The following is a 17,482-nucleotide window of genomic DNA, read 5'->3' on the forward strand; positions in this document are numbered from 1 at the left end:
CACCTTTATTTTATCACAATTGAGGTCAAATGAGCTAAAAAAGACTTGATTCACCAAATCAAGTTCATTATCTCATTTTTCAAACAGAACTTTAGGGCTATAAAAAATCGAGTCTTAGCTAGCTCGATTCTTTTTGAGATAATGATACAATTTCAACAAAACTGTCCCACTGGCCATTCCAATGGAGATAACAAGGGCCAACATCATAACTAGCATGGCACTAGAAATGGCATGGCCGTAGTCACCTGTAACAAAGAAGGAAGTCGTTCGATAGGACAGATAACCTGGTACTAGTGGTGCCAGAATGGCTAGGGCAAAAACAACTGCTGGTGTCTTATAGAGGATACTCATAATCTGGCTGACACAAGAACCAATCACCGCAGCAATAAAGGTTGCCAAAATGACATTGGTTGGTTCCTTGAGTATCAGATAGAGTAACCAGATGGACATCCCCAAAACTCCACCAGGGATGAGCATGGAACGCTGGACATTTAAAACGATTAAAAAGGTAATAATGGCAAGCAAACTTGCCAGAGCTTGCAATAAAAATGTTGTTAGTGTCATATTAGTTCATGAGTACGAGGGCGACAGAGGTGCCTGCCCCTAAGGCAAGGGTAATCAGCAAGGATTCAAACATCTTGCTCATACCAGAGTTAATGTGATTGGTCATAATATCTCGAACAGCATTGGTCAGGGCAATTCCAGGTACAAAAGGCATGACCGCACCCGCTATCACCAAATCAGCTGTCGACGGCAAACCAGAATAGCGTGCCCAAAATTGTGCAATCAAACCAAAGACAAGTGCTCCTGCGAAAGCAGTCATAAAGGGAATACGAATAAATTTTTCTACATAAAGGGAGAAAGTAAAAGCAAACAAGGTTGCTACTCCTGCTCCAATCGCATCATAGACATTCCCACCAAACATGATTGAGAAGAATGGAGCACTGAGAGTTGCTGCTGCAGTTAGTTGAACATTGGTGTAGGGAGACGGTTTGGCATTTAATTCCTTTAATTGGATAAAGGCTGTCTCCAAATCAAGCTGTCCCGCTACAAGCTGCCGTGAAATCTGGTTGACACCACACACCTTCTCAATATTATAAGCAGAGGAGGTCACTCGCTTCATGCGAGAGATATTTGTATTTTCAATGGAGAAAAAAATGGCTGCAGGCATGGCTAAAACATTACAATCCATAATACCCTGTGAATGAGCAATCCGAATCATGGTATCTTCAACACGATAAATCTCAGAACCATTGCGAAGCAGAATTGTTCCAGCTAGCATGATGACATCAATAACTGCATTCAGTTTTTTTGATTCTTCCATGTTTCCCTCCTTTTCAAACTCCTTTTTATTTTATCATAAATTTGAAGGAAAAAAAATCTTTGTCACAAAAACTGTGACAAAGATTGATTAATTATCTGTGTTATGTTCGTCTGTTTGATTATGTGTTGACGAAGATGGAGTCGATTGACTTTGTGATGGCACTGTATTATCTACTCTGTTAGTGTTACGCTGGCTCGAAGACGGAACCGAAGAAAAAGAAGAAGAAGGTGGTGGGGTTTTTGGTTTATAAATAGAAATCTTTATACGTGTCGTACTTAGATCAATTTTCTCACCTAGTTTTGGACTTTGATCCACAACAGTTCCTTCAGCAGTGCCCTCAGGTGCTGTCGAAACCTCTACGACTTCGATATTAGCTTCCTTGACACCAACAATTTGAATTAAGTTATTCTTTGTAAATTCAAGACTTGAGCCAATATAACTTGGCATGGTCACGGTTGTCACCTTTTTAGCAACAGTCAAAACGATAGAAGTTGCCTTGGTAAGATCATAAGTCGTACCTTCTGCTAAGCTCTGTTTTAAAACCACACCTGGTTCTGATTCACTGGACTCTTCTTCTTCAATCTTAATCAGATTTTCAGGAACTTTTTTCCCTTTCAGCTCAGCAATGACATCTGTAGATTTACGACCAACATAATTTCCAAGCTTGAAGGATTGTTGACCTGAAGAAATAATGAGATTAACCTTAGTTCCTTCTTTGCGAGCTGAGCCAGCATCTGGATCTGTTCGGATAACCCGACCTTCCTCTACCGTATCACTCGCTTCGGTTTTTTCCTCACCAATTTCAAAATTCGCTTTTTTCAAGTTTTCCTTAGCTTCAGCAACAGTTTGACCTGCAACTTTTGGAATCTCAACAGTAGCTGGTGTTCTAGACAAAATCCACACCAGAGAAGCAGCAACCAGTACGAAACTTGCTAGTAGAACTAGATAACGTGCTTTAAAACGTCGTTTTTTCACTGATTTTTCCACAGATTTTTTGGCACTTGCTTCTGGGCTAGTTTTAGTTGCCTGATGGCTATCTGTCTGTGGTTGAACCTTAGGAATAGAGGTCAAGGTTGTCTGAGAAACCTTTGGCAATGTCTTTGTATCTGCCTTAGTAGCATCATCAAAAACAAGTTTAGGTTCATTTCTGCGGTTATAAGATAGACTGCTAGATAAATCAACATACATCTCTGAAACCGACTGGTATCGATCTGTAAGCTTTTTAGCAGTTGCTTTGATGACCACATTCTCCAAAGCTTGGGGAACAGATGGGTTTTCAGCTATGACCGAAGGAAGAGGTTTTTGAAAATGCTGGAGGGCAATGGTTACTGCACTATCGCCATCATAAGGGATATGCCCTGTCAGCATCTCGTAGAAAATAATCCCCATGGCATAGATGTCACTCTGCACAGTTGCCTTAGAGCCACGAGCCTGCTCAGGTGACAAGTAGTGAACAGAACCCAACATAGAGTTGGTCTGAGTCAGACTGGTCTCTGCAAAGGCTACAGCAATCCCAAAGTCCGTCACCTTGGCCGTTCCATCCGGAGTTAAAAGAATGTTTTGAGGCTTTAAGTCACGATGGACAATACCTTTAGTGTGCGCCAAGCGCATCGCTAAGAGAATCTGACCCATGATACGGACAGCTTCTTCATTTGAGAGGGGATAGTGTTCTTTGATATAGCGCTTGAGATCAAGACCAGCTACATATTCCATAGCTAGGTACTGTTGACCGTCCTCTTCGCCGATATCCGTTATCCGAACGATATGGGGATGATCTAAGTCAGCCATTGCACGCGCTTCACGTTGAAAACGCGCAACAGCAATCGGGTCAGTCTGGTAGTTAGTCCTCAAGACCTTAACAGCTACCTCTTCCCCATCTAAAATCAAATCCTTGGCCAGGTAGACATCTGCCATACCTCCACGGCCAATTTGTTTGATAATCCGATACCGCCCGGCAAAAATCTTGCCGATTTGGATCATTCTGCCGCCTCCTCCTTAATCGAAACAAGGGCAACTGTAATATTATCAAGCCCTCCGGCATTGTTGGCAAAGCGTACCAAAGTGGCTGCCTTATCATCAAGCGAAATATCGCTTGTCACAATATCATAAATCTCACTGCCTGAAATCATATTGGTTAGACCGTCGCTATTCATGACCAGATAATCACCTGGTTCCAAGCTGACAATTCCAAAATCAGGCTGAATTTCGTCTTTTTGTCCGATAGATTGGGTAATGATATTCTTTTGTGGATGTGCTTCAGCTTCTTCAGGTGTCAATTGACCTGCCTTGAGCAATTCATTGACCAAAGAATGATCACTAGTCAATTGATGGTATTCTTCACCACGAATCAGGCCGATACGTGAATCTCCAATATGAGCATAAATAGCTTGATGATCAATAATTGCAAGGGCTTCTAGAGTTGTCCCCATTCCCTTGTAGGCTTCATCACGCCCCATTTGATAAATCTTTTGATTTTCAACTTCTAGATGGTGGGCAAACCATTCGCGAACTTCATTAACGGTGTCAATCTGCGTATCAACCCAGGCAACACCTAAATCAGTTACTGCCATTTCGCTAGCAATATTACCTGCACGGTGTCCTCCCATCCCGTCAGCCAAGATGATCATTGTACGACCGGCACGGTTGACAAAAAGATTGACATAGTCTTGATTATTTGTACGTTTCTGACCCACGTCTGTTAATAATGAAATCTCCATTGTGTCAGTTCCTTCCTACTTGGATATCTTGCGAAATTGGCTGATAAAGAATCCATCACTTCCATACAATTCTGGGGTAATGAGGATGCAGCCATCTTTCAGGATATCCTTACATTCGTGTTCTAGTTTAACCTGCTCGAACTCTGGATGACTTTCTAAAAATGCTTGAACAACTTGAAAGTTCTCTTCAGAGACAATAGTGCAGGTACTATAAGTTATTATACCACCTTTACGTAGCGTTTGACAAACACTACCTAATATTTCCAACTGAATTTCCTGTAATGACGCGAAATCAGCAGTGTCTTTATTGTATTTGATATCTGGTTTTCGACGTAAGAGTCCAATACCAGAACAAGGCGCATCGACCAAAATCTTGTCAAATTGATCCTTGCCAAAAAACTCATGCACTTTTCGTGCATCCAGTTTTTGCGTTTGAACACGATCTGCTACACCTAAACGCTGAGCATTTTCTTTTATCAAAGTGAGTTTATGATCGTAGAGATCCAGTGCCGTCACCTGTCCCGTAGTTAGATAAGACGCCATATGAGCAGTCTTACCACCAGGGGCCGCACAAGCATCTAAAACCTGCTCGTCTCCTTGCAGATCTAGTGTAGTAGCCACCAACTGACTAGACTCGTCTTGGATGGTAATGGATCCATCCGCAAACAAATCATGACCAGCAAAATGCCCCTGCTCCTTGACCAAGCCAGCGACTGATAGATTCGAATCACTTGCACCAAGCAAAGCTTTAATTTCCTCTTTTCGACTCAAATCTGTCACACGGATACTGGCTTTATTGCGTTGTAAAAGACTTTCAAAAATAGCTTGTGCTCGCTCTTCTCCGTACTCTTCCTTGAGCTTAGAAACCAACCAGACGGGAAGAGAGTAGGCGATCGAATCACGCTTATTTTTACGTTTGATATTGGCAATATCTGGCAAACCTTCTCGCAAGATACGGCGCAGAACAGCATTGACTAATTTTTCACTGCCTTTTTTGCGACTTTTAGCAATTTCAACCGCTTCATGAACTACTGCATGATCAGGTAGCTTATCTAGGTATTGGAGTTGATAAAGGCTCATGAGTAGAAGAACATAGAGCCAGCTATCTAGCTTATCTCTATCCTCGATAAAGTGGGATAGGTACCATTCTAAGGTGAGTTTTCGAGCTACGGTTCCATACACCAACTCTGTCACCAAACCTTTGTCAGCCGCTGACAGTTGACTTCCCTTGAGGTGTTTATTTAAGGCGATATTTGAGTAGGCTTGATTGACAAGGACGTTCTCCAATACCTCTAAGGCTAAACTTCTAGCCGTTTCTACTTTAGTCACCAAATTGTTCTCCTACTGCCAAAGTCCGTCCCACTCCGTTAAGGAAGGAAGCAATATCCATCTTAGGTTTTCCTGCTGGTTGAACCTGTTTGAGAGACAGGGCCCCTTCAGCAGTTGCGACGATCAATTCTTTCTTACCGATGGAAATAATCTCACCCGGAGTCCCCTGACCTTCTACTGGTAGAGCTTCATAGATTTTGAAGCGATCTCCCTTTAGGAAGGTGTGGGCAACTGGCCATGGATTCATCCCACGGATTTGATTAAAGAGTTGACGGTTGGTCTTGTTCCAGTCCAATTTTTCTTCCTCAGGTTTGATATTTGGTGAGAAAGTTACTTGGCTTGGATCTTGCGGTTCTGGCTGAATGTCACCAGCTATATAAGCAGGAAGGGTCTCTAAAAGCAAATCACGCCCAACAATGGCTAATTTCTCAAACAAGGTGCCAACATTGTCCTCATCTGTAATAGGGATACTACGACGGGAAATCATATCTCCTGCATCCATTTCCTTGACCATTTCCATAATGGTCACTCCTGCTTCCTCATCACCTTGAATCAAGGCATAATGGATAGGAGCACCACCACGGTGTTTAGGAAGGAGCGAAGCATGAACATTGACTGCAAAATCCATGCTATCAAGGAGTTTACTTGGGAGGAATTGTCCAAAAGCTGCTGTTACAATCCCATCAGCTCCCAAATTCATGATGGCTTCCATTTCTGGACTACCCGATAATTTTTCAGGTTGGTAAATAGGAAGTCCTGCCTCTTTGGCTGCTTGTTTCACTGGGGTTTCTTGGATGACTTTTTTACGTCCAACAGCACGGTCTGGCTGAGTTACAACTGCAACAATCTCGTAGCGGTCATCTGTCAAAAGTCCCTTTAAAACAGTCGCTGAAAATTCAGGCGTTCCCATAAAGATTAGTTTTGTCATCTTTTCTCCTTTTTATAAAAATTGCTGTGGTTCGTGATCAATACTGAGACGAAGTTCACTGTTCTCACGTTCTTGAGTTAGAGCCAAGACCTGATTAAGGGTCGAAGCCAACTCATCTTCTAAACGGTATTTAATTAAAATCTGATAATGATAGAGGTTATGAGTCCGAGCAATAGGTTTTGGCGTTGGTCCAAGGATGATACTAGCATCCGACAAACCTGACCGCAATATTTCCATGACTTGATAAGCACGTCTAAGAACCTCTTCTTCTTTCTTATGAGACAAGGTAATTCCAATTGTGAAATAATAAGGTGGATAACCCAACTGACGTCTGATGCCCATTTCATAGGCATAAAAACCTTCGTAATCCTGATCCTTGGCAAAGCGAATAGCATAGTGCTGAGGATTGTAAGACTGGATCAAGACCTGCCCAGCTTTTTCAGCTCTTCCTGCTCGTCCTGCCACCTGGGTCAAGAGTTGGAAAGTTCTCTCAGAAGAACGGAAATCAGGCAGGTTCAAGGCTGTGTCCGCATTGAGAACACCAACCAAGGTTACATTTGGAAAGTCCAAGCCCTTGGCAATCATCTGGGTTCCCAGAAGAATATCCGCTTCACCCTTGCCAAACTGCTCAAGAAGTGATTGGTGACTGCCTTTTTTACGAGTTGTATCCACATCCATGCGTAGAATGCGTGCCTCTGGAAAGAGTTCCGCTAGCTCATCATAGGCCTTTTGAGTCCCTGTTCCATAATAACGAATGCTACGACTCTGACAGTTTGGACAGACATGAGGAATTTCCTTCGTAAAACCACAATAATGACAGTTCATGGTTTTGGTATCCATATGTAGCGTCAAGGAAATATCACAGTTAGGACAGGTATCCACGGTCCCACATTCCCGACACATGACAAAACTAGAATAGCCACGGCGGTTGAGCATGAGAACCACTTGCTCTTTTTTATCCAGTCGATCTTGAATGGCCTCAATCAGTGGTGGTGTAAAGTTTGATGTTTCATTCTGCCCGATATAGTCACGGAAGTCAATCAGTTGAACTTCAGGAATACTTGCTAAAGGATTGGCCCGTTGCGTCAGGCGTAGATGTTGATAAACACCCTTACCAGCACGCGCACGACTTTCCAGACTCGGTGTCGCAGAACCAAGGACTAAAGCCGCTTGATTGTACTGGGCACGTAAAAGAGCCACATCTCTAGCATGGTAACGAGGATTGCTATCTTGCTTATAACTAGCCTCGTGCTCTTCATCGATAATGATAACACCTAGATTTTTCAAAGGGGCAAAAATAGCAGACCTGGCCCCAACAACTACCTGAGCATCTCCACGCTCCACCTTGCGCCACTCATCATACTTTTCACCATTGGACAAGCCTGAGTGGAGGATGGCAACTTGCTCACCAAAACGAGCAATAAAGCGCTCTGTCATTTGGGGTGTCAGAGAGATCTCCGGAACTAGAACAATCGCTGTTTTTCCCATATCCAAAGCACCTTGGATAATCTGCAAATAAACCTCGGTTTTCCCACTTCCTGTAATCCCTTGAAGAAGAAAGGGAGGATATTGCTTCCCAATCGCTCCAACAACTGCCTCACAGGCTTGTTTTTGCTCCGGATTTAACTCTAGGGCTTGATTGGCCTCGATTCCTTCAAAGTAAGCAGCTGAACGTTGAACTTCTTTTTGAAGGATGCTTAAAGCACCCTGTTCCACAAAGAAATTGACTTGTTCCCGTGAGTAATTTTCTAATAAGGCTGACAAAGGAGTGCTTGCAGGATGAGCTAATAAATAATCTCGCAGTTCCAATTTCTTCTTGGCACGATTTGAGATTTCTAGTTTTTCTAAATGATTAAGATTCACTTCAACCCAAGACTGCGTCTTAACTTTCTTCTGATCCACAGCCTGGTACTCTAGTTTCAAAAGCCCTTTCCGAGTCAATTGCATCATCTCAGCCTGCTTTTCTAAGTCTAGAGATGAAAATGCTAGAGACTCCTGTGAACCGAATAATCGCTCTTTATCTTCCTGACTCAAGCCTTCCAGAGGATAGAGGATTTTATCATAACTAGAGTTCAAAAATCCAGGAAGCATGGCTTTAAGAATAGAAATTTTGTATGAGAAGACTGATTTACGTAGTTCCTCTGCTAGCCAGAGTTGTTCCTCCGTTAAGACAGGAGAAAAGTCAAGTACCTCGGCAATTTCTTTTAAGTCCTCGTCTGCCACATCTGTATCAGATTGAGACTCCAATCCAAGAACAATTCCCTGAATCAAGCGATTGGCCTTCCCAAAAGGTACATGAACCCGCATGCCAACTTCCAACATTCCTTCAAATTCCTCAGGAACCTTGTAACTATAAGGTTGATCAGTCTGCATCAAGGGAACATCCACAATGATTTTTGCAATACCCATATCCTCACCTCCTTCTCTTCTTAAATCCTTTTAATTGATTGAGTATTCTTGCAATAGAAAAAATAAGATTGAGTCCCCCCAACCTTAAATTTTTTCACCTTCTTCTTTTTCTTTCGCGATTTGCTCTTTAATTTTCTTTTCTTCTTCTTCTTTCAATCGTCTTTCTTCTTCGATACGACGACGAACAGCTTCGCGTTTTCCTTCTGGATCTGGGTGGATGGTTACATTCCCTGATTCAATTTCTTCCAAGGCACGAAGAGTTGATTTTTCTGATTTAAATTCTTGAGTAGCAGGTGCTCCAGCTTCTAATTCGTGAGCACGCTTTGCTTCCAAGATGACGAGTGAATATTTTGATGGTACCTTGTCAAGCAAGGTATCAATAGAGGGTTTTAACATCATTTGTTTGTACCTGTTTTCTAAATTTTATCGAATAATCGGAGACTTTGGTAGCATATCCTGGTAGTGACCGATGACACGATCGACGCGGAAATGTTCTGCTTCAATGACACGTTTTACACGCTCAGCCGCTAGAGGAACATGATCATTGACAATAGCGTAGTCATACTCACGCATCAAAGCAATTTCTTCCTTGGCTTTTTCGATACGCTGAGCAATCACTTCTGCACTATCTGTACCTCGGCCAACGAGACGGTCTTGCAATTCTTCCAAATCTGGCGGTGTTAAAAAGATAAAGACCGCATCTGGAACTTTTTTCTTAACCTGAAGAGCTCCCTGCACTTCAATTTCAAGAAAGACATCGATTCCCTTATCAAGCGTTTCATTAACATATGTCAGAGGAGTTCCATAGTAGTTACCCACATACTCTGCATACTCTAACATCTGCCCTTGACGGATCAACTCTTCAAATTCCTCCCGTGTACGGAAGAAATAATCAACACCATCTACTTCACCTGGACGTTGTGCCCGCGTTGTCATAGATACAGAATATTGAAATTGATTTTCAGAACTCTCAAAAATTTCTCGTCTAACCGTTCCTTTTCCAACTCCTGAAGGACCTGAAAAAACGATTAGTAAGCCTCGGTCTGCCATTATATCTCCTTTGGATAGTTTGTGAAATGACTTGAAAATTTCTGTAAGATTATATATCTAAAGCCATTTCTGCTCGCTACAATCTTTCTATCTAGTGTAACAAAAAAGCAGTAATTTTTCAACTGCTCTTTCTTATTTATTTTGCATAATCAACTGCACGAAGTTCACGAATCACGGTTACCTTGATATTTCCTGGGTAATCGAGATTGTTTTCGATTTTCTCACGAACTTTATGAGCCAAGATTGTGACCTTGTCATCTTTGATTTGACCTGGATTTACCATAATGCGGATTTCGCGACCAGCTTGAAGGGCAAAGCTATTTTGAACACCTTCAAAGCTATTAGCAATTTCTTCAAGATCATGGAGACGTTTAATGTAGCTTTCGAGTGACTCACTACGAGCTCCTGGACGGGCTGCACTCAAGGCATCCGCTGCAGCAACGATAACTGCAATCACACTTTCAGGTTCTACATCTCCGTGGTGACTAGCAATAGTATTGACCACAACTGGGTGTTCCTTGTACTTGCGAGCTAATTCCGTACCAATCTCAACGTGGCTACCTTCTACTTCACGGTCAATGGCTTTCCCAATATCGTGGAGGAATCCCGCGCGACGTGCAAGGGTAGCATTTTCACCAAGTTCGCTAGCCATGATACCAGCCAACTTAGCAACTTCAATCGAATGACGCAAGACATTTTGTCCGTATGAAGTACGGAACTGCAAGCGACCCATGATCTTCATCAAGTCTGGGTGAAGGTTCGGTGCACCAATTTCATAGGCTGCGGCTTCACCATATTCACGAATCTTGTTATCAATCTCTTGACGATTTTTCTCAACCAACTCTTCGATACGAGCTGGGTGGATACGTCCATCCTTAAGCAAGGTTTCCATCGTCATACGGGCAATCTCGCGACGGATAGGATCAAAACCTGACAAGGTTACCACTTCGGGCGTATCATCAATGATAACATCAACCCCTGTCAAACTTTCAAAAGTACGGATATTACGTCCTTCACGACCAATGATACGGCCTTTCATCGTATCATCAGGCAGATGAACGGTAGAGTTGGTAGACTCAGCCACATACTCACCAGCAATTCTCTGCATAGCTTGGGACAAGATATCCTTAGCCAATTTGTCTGAACGTTCCTTGACTTCTTGCTCAGCCTCACGAATGCGACTAGCAATTTCCTTAGTCAAGTTTTCCTCTGTCTGGGCCAAGATAATGTCTTTGGCTTCCGACTGAGTCAGACTTCCGACACGCTCTAGTTCAGCTTGCTTTTGTTTCTCAATTTCTTCTAGTTGCTCTTCACGTACATCAAGGTTTTTTGCTCTATCAGAAATACTTTGTTCTTTTTGTTCAAGTGTTTTTTCTTTGTTCGTCAAATTGTCATCTTTACGATCAAGACTGCTAGCACGTTCGGTCAAACGACTTTCTATTTGCTTGAGTTCTTGACGTTCTGATTTAAATTCAGCGTCCACTTCTTCACGGTATTTTCTGGCTTCTTCTTTGGCCTCCAATAGTGCTTCTTTTTTAAGAGACTTGCTTTCGCTCTTAGCTTCATTGAGTAATAAATCCGCTTCGCGCTCAGCTTGTCCTCGTAAATTAGTTGCTTCTTGTTCAGCATTTAAAAGCATCAGCTCTGCAGCCTCTTGTGATGATTTCATCTTGACTGAGATGCTGACATATCCAATGACTAAACCAATGATGACGGCAAAAACAACGATAACAATCGCCATAATTTCCATGTTTTTACCTCAATTTATTTGTTTATCCGAATGATATGCATTCTTATACATTCTACCATAAAAAATCATTTTTAACAAACCTTAATTTGAAGTTGTTTTGGTCATTTCAAGGCTAAAAATCCTTATTTTTCCTAATAAAATAGGCTATTCTCCCTTATTAAACTTTTAAAGATTTTTTTAGAAAAAAATAAGTTAAAAAGCCTACCTCTCAGTAGACTTAGTTTGATTCGATTTTAATTGGCACTCGACCATAATTTTGTTCTGCGATACTTGGGTGTCCCAGTTGATAAATTTGGTCTGCCTTTTGAGTCATAGCATCCCAAGGTTCTTTGCCAATTCGGCTGACTAGATTGACCTGCCCTTTCAGAGACTTGAGATGTTGTCTGCCTTTTTCAGTAAAGCCAAGGACATGGATGGCTTCTGGCAAGTTACTTTCTCTGGTCTGTACCAGGATATAGGTCAAGAGGCGTCTGACACGCGCTTTGGTGTACCGTTTGGTAGCAACCACCTCGACCAATTCGTCAACAGACCGGGCTATCTTGATGGCATCCTTGATGCGTACAGCCATTTCTTGATTGACCTGATAAATAGTACTTAAATCTGGATTTGACAAGATTTGATAGCGTAAAAGTGGAAAATAGTTATCCCAACTCACCTTACTCGCCTGCTCAAAAAGAGTAACAGAAGGCATAAAGCGTTCTAAGAAATCTTGATCTGATTGGTGCTGACGGAGAGCTGTGGCCGAGGCAAAGTCTACATCCTTGTTCACAGAATGATAGCCGGCTCCTTGACGCTGAATCGGATGAAGTCTGATATTTCGTCCTGAAACTGCCTTGGCATAAGCGAGAGCAAGGACATGATTGGGCGTATTGCCTGAAAAATCAAGACCTGCAAATTCCTTCCACATAGCTTGCGTTTTCTGAGGGTAAGAAAGAGAATCAGGTAAGTTATCCACAAATTTCTCCATCTCTTGACCACGTTCTGAGTATAGGTCTGCAATTTTCTGATAATCCAGAACTTCCTCTGTCCCGAAAGCAAGGGTGTTAATCCCAAAACGAGCCAAGATAGCCACTGCACCTTGACCGAAAAAATCTGCTGCTTGGACACTGGCTAAAAAGGGCAATTCTACCACTAAGTCCGCCCCATTTTCCAGCGCCATCTGAGCCCGTATCCACTTATCCACGATAGCAGGCTCCCCACGCTGCATGAAATTCCCAGACATGGCAACGATTTTCAGTCCCTCCGACTGGTCCAGCAGGTATTTGTGGCCATTATGAAAGGGATTGAACTCCGCGATAATACCTGTAATGGTCATGGAAATCTCCTACTTCTGAGCGACAAAAAACCAACGGGTACTGGTTTCTGTTGGCTCCTTGTCTTCAAAGTCCGCAAAGAGTTTGAAGGATTTGAAACCAGCCTGTTCCAGCAAGATATCATAGGTCAAGACCTCGTAAGTCCGTTCCTCATGTACCTCATCATGACGGCTAAAGGAACCATCTGCCTCCTTGACAAAGAAGGTCAGTTCATGCACTATGGAGTGAGGAGCATCGTCCTCATAGGTATCCCAAAGCATGGCAAAGTCTTCGGCGTTTTCATGGTAGGAATAGCCTGGGAAGACCTCATCTGTCTGGTAAGTCGAATGCACATCAAAGATAAAAACACCATCTTCATTGAGGGCATTATAGACTTCTTTAAAAACGTCCCCAACTTCCACTTCATCCTGCATGTAACAGATTGAGTCCGAGTAACACGTGACAAAGTCGTATTGACCAGCCTTGGATAAATCCAGCATATTGCCTTCAATGAAATCAATCTTTTGCTTGGCTGAAGCCGCTCTCTTTTCGGCAATCTTCAACATATCCGCACTCAAATCAAGTCCAGTCACATCAAAACCAGCCTGAGAGAAGCGCACTGATTGAATTCCTGTTCCACAAGCAAGCTCCAATAGTTTCTTTCTGTCCTTGGTTTTAGGTAAATGACGCAGAGAAAAGTCCGTCCATTTGTCGTATAAACTATCATCCATAACCGCATCATAGACCGCCGCAAAAGTTTCATAAGTTGCCATAATCATGATACCAAGAGCCCCATGGTAAACACCACTAGCCCTTACCTTTCTAACAATTTTCTTCTAACATAAGCAAATAAAACCCAGTTGATTACAACTGAGTTCATCTTCTATGCTAAGGCTTCTGAAATGTCTACAGAATTTGCCTCATGCCATAGTTTTTCGAGGTTATAGTGGGCACGCATTTCTTCTGAGAAGATATGCACTACTACACCACCGAGGTCAAGTAAGACCCAGCCTCCAGTTGCATCACCTTCAACATGACTACCTTTAAAGCCTGCTTCAGCAACTTTTTCACGGATATTATCAGCGATAGCATCCAACTGACGGCTATTCATAGAGCTAGTGATAACAAAGTAATCTGTCACACTGGTCAGTTCTTGTACGTCAAGTGCAAGGATATCCTCTGCACGTTTCTCATCAGCCGCTTTCACGACTAGTTCTAGTAATTCTTTTTCGTTCATTTAATCCTCTTTTAAATAGTGCACATAGGCGTTATAGGTTTCAAGGGTTTGGGGATAGATGGGAAATCCTTTGTGAGCTAAATGCTCTACTGTGTGAGCTGTCTCGTAGGCCACCGCCTTATTTAGCGATAGTTCAGCAATTTCACGCGCCTCATCCACTCCTGGAAAGGCACGATTGTGCTCGATATAGTCTGCGACGTAGATAACCTTGTCAAAGTCCGTCATCTGACTCGCTCCAACTGTATGGATTTCTATTGCACGCAGAATTTCAGAGTCTTGCAAGTTCAAATCTTCCTGAATTTTGTAAATACCGACCATACCATGCCAGACATTATTGCCCCAGTTTTTGAGGTCAGTATCTAGCTGATAACGGTCGATCAAGTCTAGAAATTCCTGATCTGACAACTTTTTAGCATAGTCATGAAGAAGACCTGCTAGACCTGCTTTCTCGGCATCCACTCCGAATCGTTCTGCAAGTTCAATGGCTGCACGCTCTACACCTAGACAATGGGTTAGACGTTTTTCAGGTAGAAGCTCTGCCATTTTTTCCAACAATTCCTCGCGGGAACAGTTGATATAGTCTTGATAGGCCATCAGTAAAGCCCTTCTTTCTCGATATAGTCTAGCACTGGTTTGGGTAGGAGAAAGTTAGGTGTGCGTCCTTGGGCGATGAAATCACGCACCATACTAGATGAAATATCCATAAGAGGCACATCTACCCAAATGACTGGATAAGAAGTCCCAGCCTTATAGCGTGGTCGTTGAACTCCCACAAACTGAACGAGGTCGACCAGTTCATCAATTCGATACCACTTAGGCAGATAGTCCACCATATCAGCACCGATGATAAAGTAATAATCGGTATCTGGATTCTTCTCTGTCAAAATCTTCATGGTGTCGTAGGTGTAGGAAATACCCTTGCGCTCCAGCTCAATAGTCTCAATAGCTAAACCTTCGATTCCGTCAATTGCCAATTCAAGCATCTTGAGACGATGGTGTTCAGGAATGGTTTCCTTTTTGTCTACGTGAGGCGGTTGATACTCAGGCATGAGCAGAACTTGATCCAATCCCAACTGCTGGCGCACTTGGTCTGCCACGATAAGATGGGCATTGTGAACAGGGTTAAAATTTCCACCCAAGATACCGACTTGTTTGCGTTTTTTATCCTTGATTTCTGGCTCTAACTCCACTTTTGTAAAGGGAGTTAATAATTCAATTGCCATAGGTTAATCTCCTTTACTCTTCTGTAAAAACAGCTTTTGGGAGTATCGTTCTTAGATTTCTTTAACTTTTTTAGAAATCTTACGATTTTCTTTCTTGCTTGATTGCTTATATAAAATCAAGATACGGCCGATTTTTTGGACTGTATCCACACCGATTTCTTCTTCTAAGATTTCAGCTACTTCGTGGATGTTTTCATCTGTATTTTGCAAGAGTGTAACCTTGATCAATTCACGGGCATCAAGTGCCTGACGAACGCTGGTTTTGATTTGGTCGTTGAGTCCATTTTTCCCGATTTGGATGATAGGTTTGAGGGTGTGTGCCTGGCTGTTGAGGAAGGCACGTTGTTTCGATGTTAATGACATATTCTTTCTTCCTTTTTTGATAGTTATTTTAGGTGGTGGGGGACGGTCGGAACTAATTTTTCAATGATCTCATCTTTGAAAAATGGATTTCCTGACCTCACAATTGAGCCTAGGTCTCAATTGTGCCCCTTGCTAATCTAAAGATTGGCAAGACACCACGGCAATAACTATCTTTTTATGAGCTCACTTTGTTCGCTCGGTGATTTTATTTTAAATAATTGCTTTTCTTGTGACGACTGCGACGCCTTCTGGGGCCCAGACGGCGACTTTGGCGGTGCCTGTCACTCGAATCCAACCTAGTCCTGAGATGACTAGGTCAGTTTTGTCCTTGATGGTAAATACATGTTGGACCAGTTTTGGAAAATCTTCTTTTTCCTTGCTATTTGGTGGTGTAAGGAGGGTTCCAAGGTGCTTGTCGTAAAAGGCACTAGCTCCCTCTAGCTTGGTACGATGAAGTTTGAGTTCATTGTCAAAGAAGGCTGTAAAACCTTGCTTTTCTCCTGCAATAAAGTCAAAGCGTCCCAAGCCACCTAAAAATAGGGTTTGTTCAGGGTTTAGCTGATAGGTTTTTGGTTTGATTTCCTTTTTAGGGCTGACATACTTGAGATTTTTAGCCGTCAAGTAGTGAGCCATCTGGTGACGGTGAATAATCCCCGGCGTATCATAGATATAAGAACCATCATCGAGTGGAATTTCAATCTTATCCAAGGTTGTTCCTGGGAAGCGCGACGTTGTGATGACGTTCTGGTCACCCGTGATTTCCTGGATAATGGCGTTGATGAGGGTTGATTTACCAACATTGGTCACACCGACAACATAGACGTCACGTCCCTTACGGTAGTGCTCAATCTTGTCGATTACTTCTCTAATGGCATGCTTATTTTGTGCAGAAGTTAGGACGACATCGACTGGACGAAGACCCTCCTCATGGGCACGTTCCATGAGCCATTGGCTAATTTTACCAGGCTTAACAGACTTAGGAAGGATGTCTTTTTTATTTCCAACCAAGAGCACATCATTACCTGACACAAAGCGTGGCAATCCTGGGATAACAGAGCCATTGAAATCAAAGATATCAATCACATTGACCACCAAGGCATCACTGTCCCCCACCTCGTGCAGAAGTTTGAGGAAATCATCATCTGTCAACTGAACATCAGTGATTTCATTGTAGTGACGAAGACGGAAACAACGCTGGCAATAAACTTCTCCAGTTTCCAAACCTTTTTCAAGTGCTGACTGAGGTGTAAAACCTAAACCAGTCTTATCTTCCGTCTGAATGATTGCTCCACAACCAATACAGAGAATTTCTTCCATAATTAGATTCCTTTTTTATATGTAATCGGTCCGTACTTTTCAGCGATTTTTCTCATCACACGACGCTCACGCGCTCGGTTAATCTGAGTCTTAATAGAGTCGTGCTGGACCAAGGGTTTAACCAAAATCGAACGAATACCTGCTCGGTGGGCTGCTCGAATATCCGTCATCAGTTGGTCGCCAACCATGACCACTTGGTCTTTTTCATAGTGGAAATGTTTCATGGCACGGTTAATTCCTAAAGTAAAGGGCTTCAGCGCCCAATAAACATAGTCAATGTCAAATTTTTCAACTGCTCGTTTGACACGTTTGGGAGTATTGTTAGATACCACAATGATACGTATCCCAGCATCACGAAGGTCATGTAACCATTGCTTCATCTCTGCTGTTCCATCTGGATTATTCCAAGCAATCAGGGTATTATCCAAATCAACCAAAACAGCCTTGATCCCCTGCTCCTGCAAGCTTTGAACTGTCAGATCATAAACTGCTTCCACAGCAAAATCTGGCATATAATTTTCAATCGCCATTCTGGCTCCTTTT

Annotated in this window: 18 protein-coding genes; all 18 read right to left on the bottom strand. The window is 42.6% G+C overall.

The window, feature by feature from the left end; genetic code table 11:
• Window positions 1–114: 114 nt before the first annotated feature.
• The 18 genes from ACESOD_RS03275 to ACESOD_RS03360 all read right to left on the bottom strand — a co-directional run bounded on the left by ACESOD_RS03275 (window position 115) and on the right by ACESOD_RS03360 (window position 17,469).
• Window positions 115–564, bottom strand: a complete 450-nt coding sequence (locus ACESOD_RS03275; RefSeq protein WP_049503410.1) for a threonine/serine exporter family protein — start codon at window positions 562–564, stop codon at window positions 115–117.
• 1 nt (window position 565) lies between these two features.
• Window positions 566–1,324, bottom strand: a complete 759-nt coding sequence (locus tag ACESOD_RS03280) for a threonine/serine exporter family protein (protein WP_373093980.1) — start codon at window positions 1,322–1,324, stop codon at window positions 566–568.
• 87 nt (window positions 1,325–1,411) lie between these two features.
• Window positions 1,412–3,304, bottom strand: coding sequence for a Stk1 family PASTA domain-containing Ser/Thr kinase (gene pknB / locus ACESOD_RS03285; RefSeq protein WP_373093982.1), 1,893 nt, complete (start codon window positions 3,302–3,304; stop codon window positions 1,412–1,414).
• The gene (locus ACESOD_RS03290) at window positions 3,301–4,041 is read right to left on the bottom strand and encodes a Stp1/IreP family PP2C-type Ser/Thr phosphatase (RefSeq protein ID WP_070461160.1); all 741 of its coding nucleotides are present in this window, start codon (window positions 4,039–4,041) and stop codon (window positions 3,301–3,303) included. Before ACESOD_RS03290 ends, pknB begins: the two co-directional genes overlap by 4 nt.
• Before the next feature lie 15 nt (window positions 4,042–4,056).
• Entirely contained in the window at window positions 4,057–5,370 is a 1,314-nt protein-coding gene (gene rsmB, locus ACESOD_RS03295) for a 16S rRNA (cytosine(967)-C(5))-methyltransferase RsmB (RefSeq protein WP_373093984.1), read from the bottom strand.
• Window positions 5,363–6,298, bottom strand: coding sequence for a methionyl-tRNA formyltransferase (fmt, locus tag ACESOD_RS03300; protein WP_373093986.1), 936 nt, complete (start codon window positions 6,296–6,298; stop codon window positions 5,363–5,365). Before fmt ends, rsmB begins: the two co-directional genes overlap by 8 nt.
• Before the next feature lie 12 nt (window positions 6,299–6,310).
• Complete coding sequence (locus ACESOD_RS03305; RefSeq protein WP_373093987.1) at window positions 6,311–8,707, bottom strand: primosomal protein N'; 2,397 nt, start codon at window positions 8,705–8,707, stop codon at window positions 6,311–6,313.
• An 84-nt stretch (window positions 8,708–8,791) separates the two neighbouring features.
• The gene (rpoZ, locus tag ACESOD_RS03310) at window positions 8,792–9,106 is read right to left on the bottom strand and encodes a DNA-directed RNA polymerase subunit omega (RefSeq protein ID WP_006146546.1); all 315 of its coding nucleotides are present in this window, start codon (window positions 9,104–9,106) and stop codon (window positions 8,792–8,794) included.
• 24 nt (window positions 9,107–9,130) lie between these two features.
• Complete coding sequence (gene gmk, locus ACESOD_RS03315) at window positions 9,131–9,757, bottom strand: guanylate kinase (RefSeq protein WP_373093989.1); 627 nt, start codon at window positions 9,755–9,757, stop codon at window positions 9,131–9,133.
• A gap of 136 nt (window positions 9,758–9,893) precedes the next feature.
• Window positions 9,894–11,507 (bottom strand): ribonuclease Y, encoded by a 1,614-nt coding sequence (locus ACESOD_RS03320; RefSeq protein WP_373093991.1) that lies wholly within the window; start codon window positions 11,505–11,507, stop codon window positions 9,894–9,896.
• A gap of 217 nt (window positions 11,508–11,724) precedes the next feature.
• A complete protein-coding gene (locus ACESOD_RS03325; protein ID WP_373093993.1) occupies window positions 11,725–12,822 on the bottom strand; it encodes a nucleotidyltransferase in 1,098 nt (365 codons plus the stop codon).
• Window positions 12,823–12,831: 9 nt separating this feature from the next.
• A complete protein-coding gene (locus ACESOD_RS03330; protein WP_049549289.1) occupies window positions 12,832–13,572 on the bottom strand; it encodes a class I SAM-dependent DNA methyltransferase in 741 nt (246 codons plus the stop codon).
• A 110-nt stretch (window positions 13,573–13,682) separates the two neighbouring features.
• Complete coding sequence (gene rsfS, locus ACESOD_RS03335) at window positions 13,683–14,036, bottom strand: ribosome silencing factor (RefSeq protein WP_373093995.1); 354 nt, start codon at window positions 14,034–14,036, stop codon at window positions 13,683–13,685.
• Window positions 14,037–14,630, bottom strand: a complete 594-nt coding sequence (gene yqeK, locus ACESOD_RS03340) for a bis(5'-nucleosyl)-tetraphosphatase (symmetrical) YqeK (protein WP_373093997.1) — start codon at window positions 14,628–14,630, stop codon at window positions 14,037–14,039. It abuts the gene before it with no gap.
• Entirely contained in the window at window positions 14,630–15,259 is a 630-nt protein-coding gene (locus ACESOD_RS03345; protein WP_036759262.1) for a nicotinate-nucleotide adenylyltransferase, read from the bottom strand. The genes yqeK and ACESOD_RS03345 overlap by 1 nt, the downstream gene beginning before the upstream one ends.
• Window positions 15,260–15,310: 51 nt before the next feature.
• Window positions 15,311–15,622, bottom strand: a complete 312-nt coding sequence (gene yhbY / locus ACESOD_RS03350; RefSeq protein ID WP_000060171.1) for a ribosome assembly RNA-binding protein YhbY — start codon at window positions 15,620–15,622, stop codon at window positions 15,311–15,313.
• Window positions 15,623–15,832: 210 nt separating this feature from the next.
• Entirely contained in the window at window positions 15,833–16,939 is a 1,107-nt protein-coding gene (gene yqeH, locus ACESOD_RS03355; protein WP_373093999.1) for a ribosome biogenesis GTPase YqeH, read from the bottom strand.
• 2 nt (window positions 16,940–16,941) lie between these two features.
• Entirely contained in the window at window positions 16,942–17,469 is a 528-nt protein-coding gene (locus tag ACESOD_RS03360; protein ID WP_281335335.1) for a YqeG family HAD IIIA-type phosphatase, read from the bottom strand.
• Window positions 17,470–17,482: the final 13 nt, after the last annotated feature.

Source organism: Streptococcus oralis (assembly GCF_964238205.1).
GTDB classification, from domain to species: domain Bacteria; phylum Bacillota; class Bacilli; order Lactobacillales; family Streptococcaceae; genus Streptococcus; species Streptococcus oralis_CZ.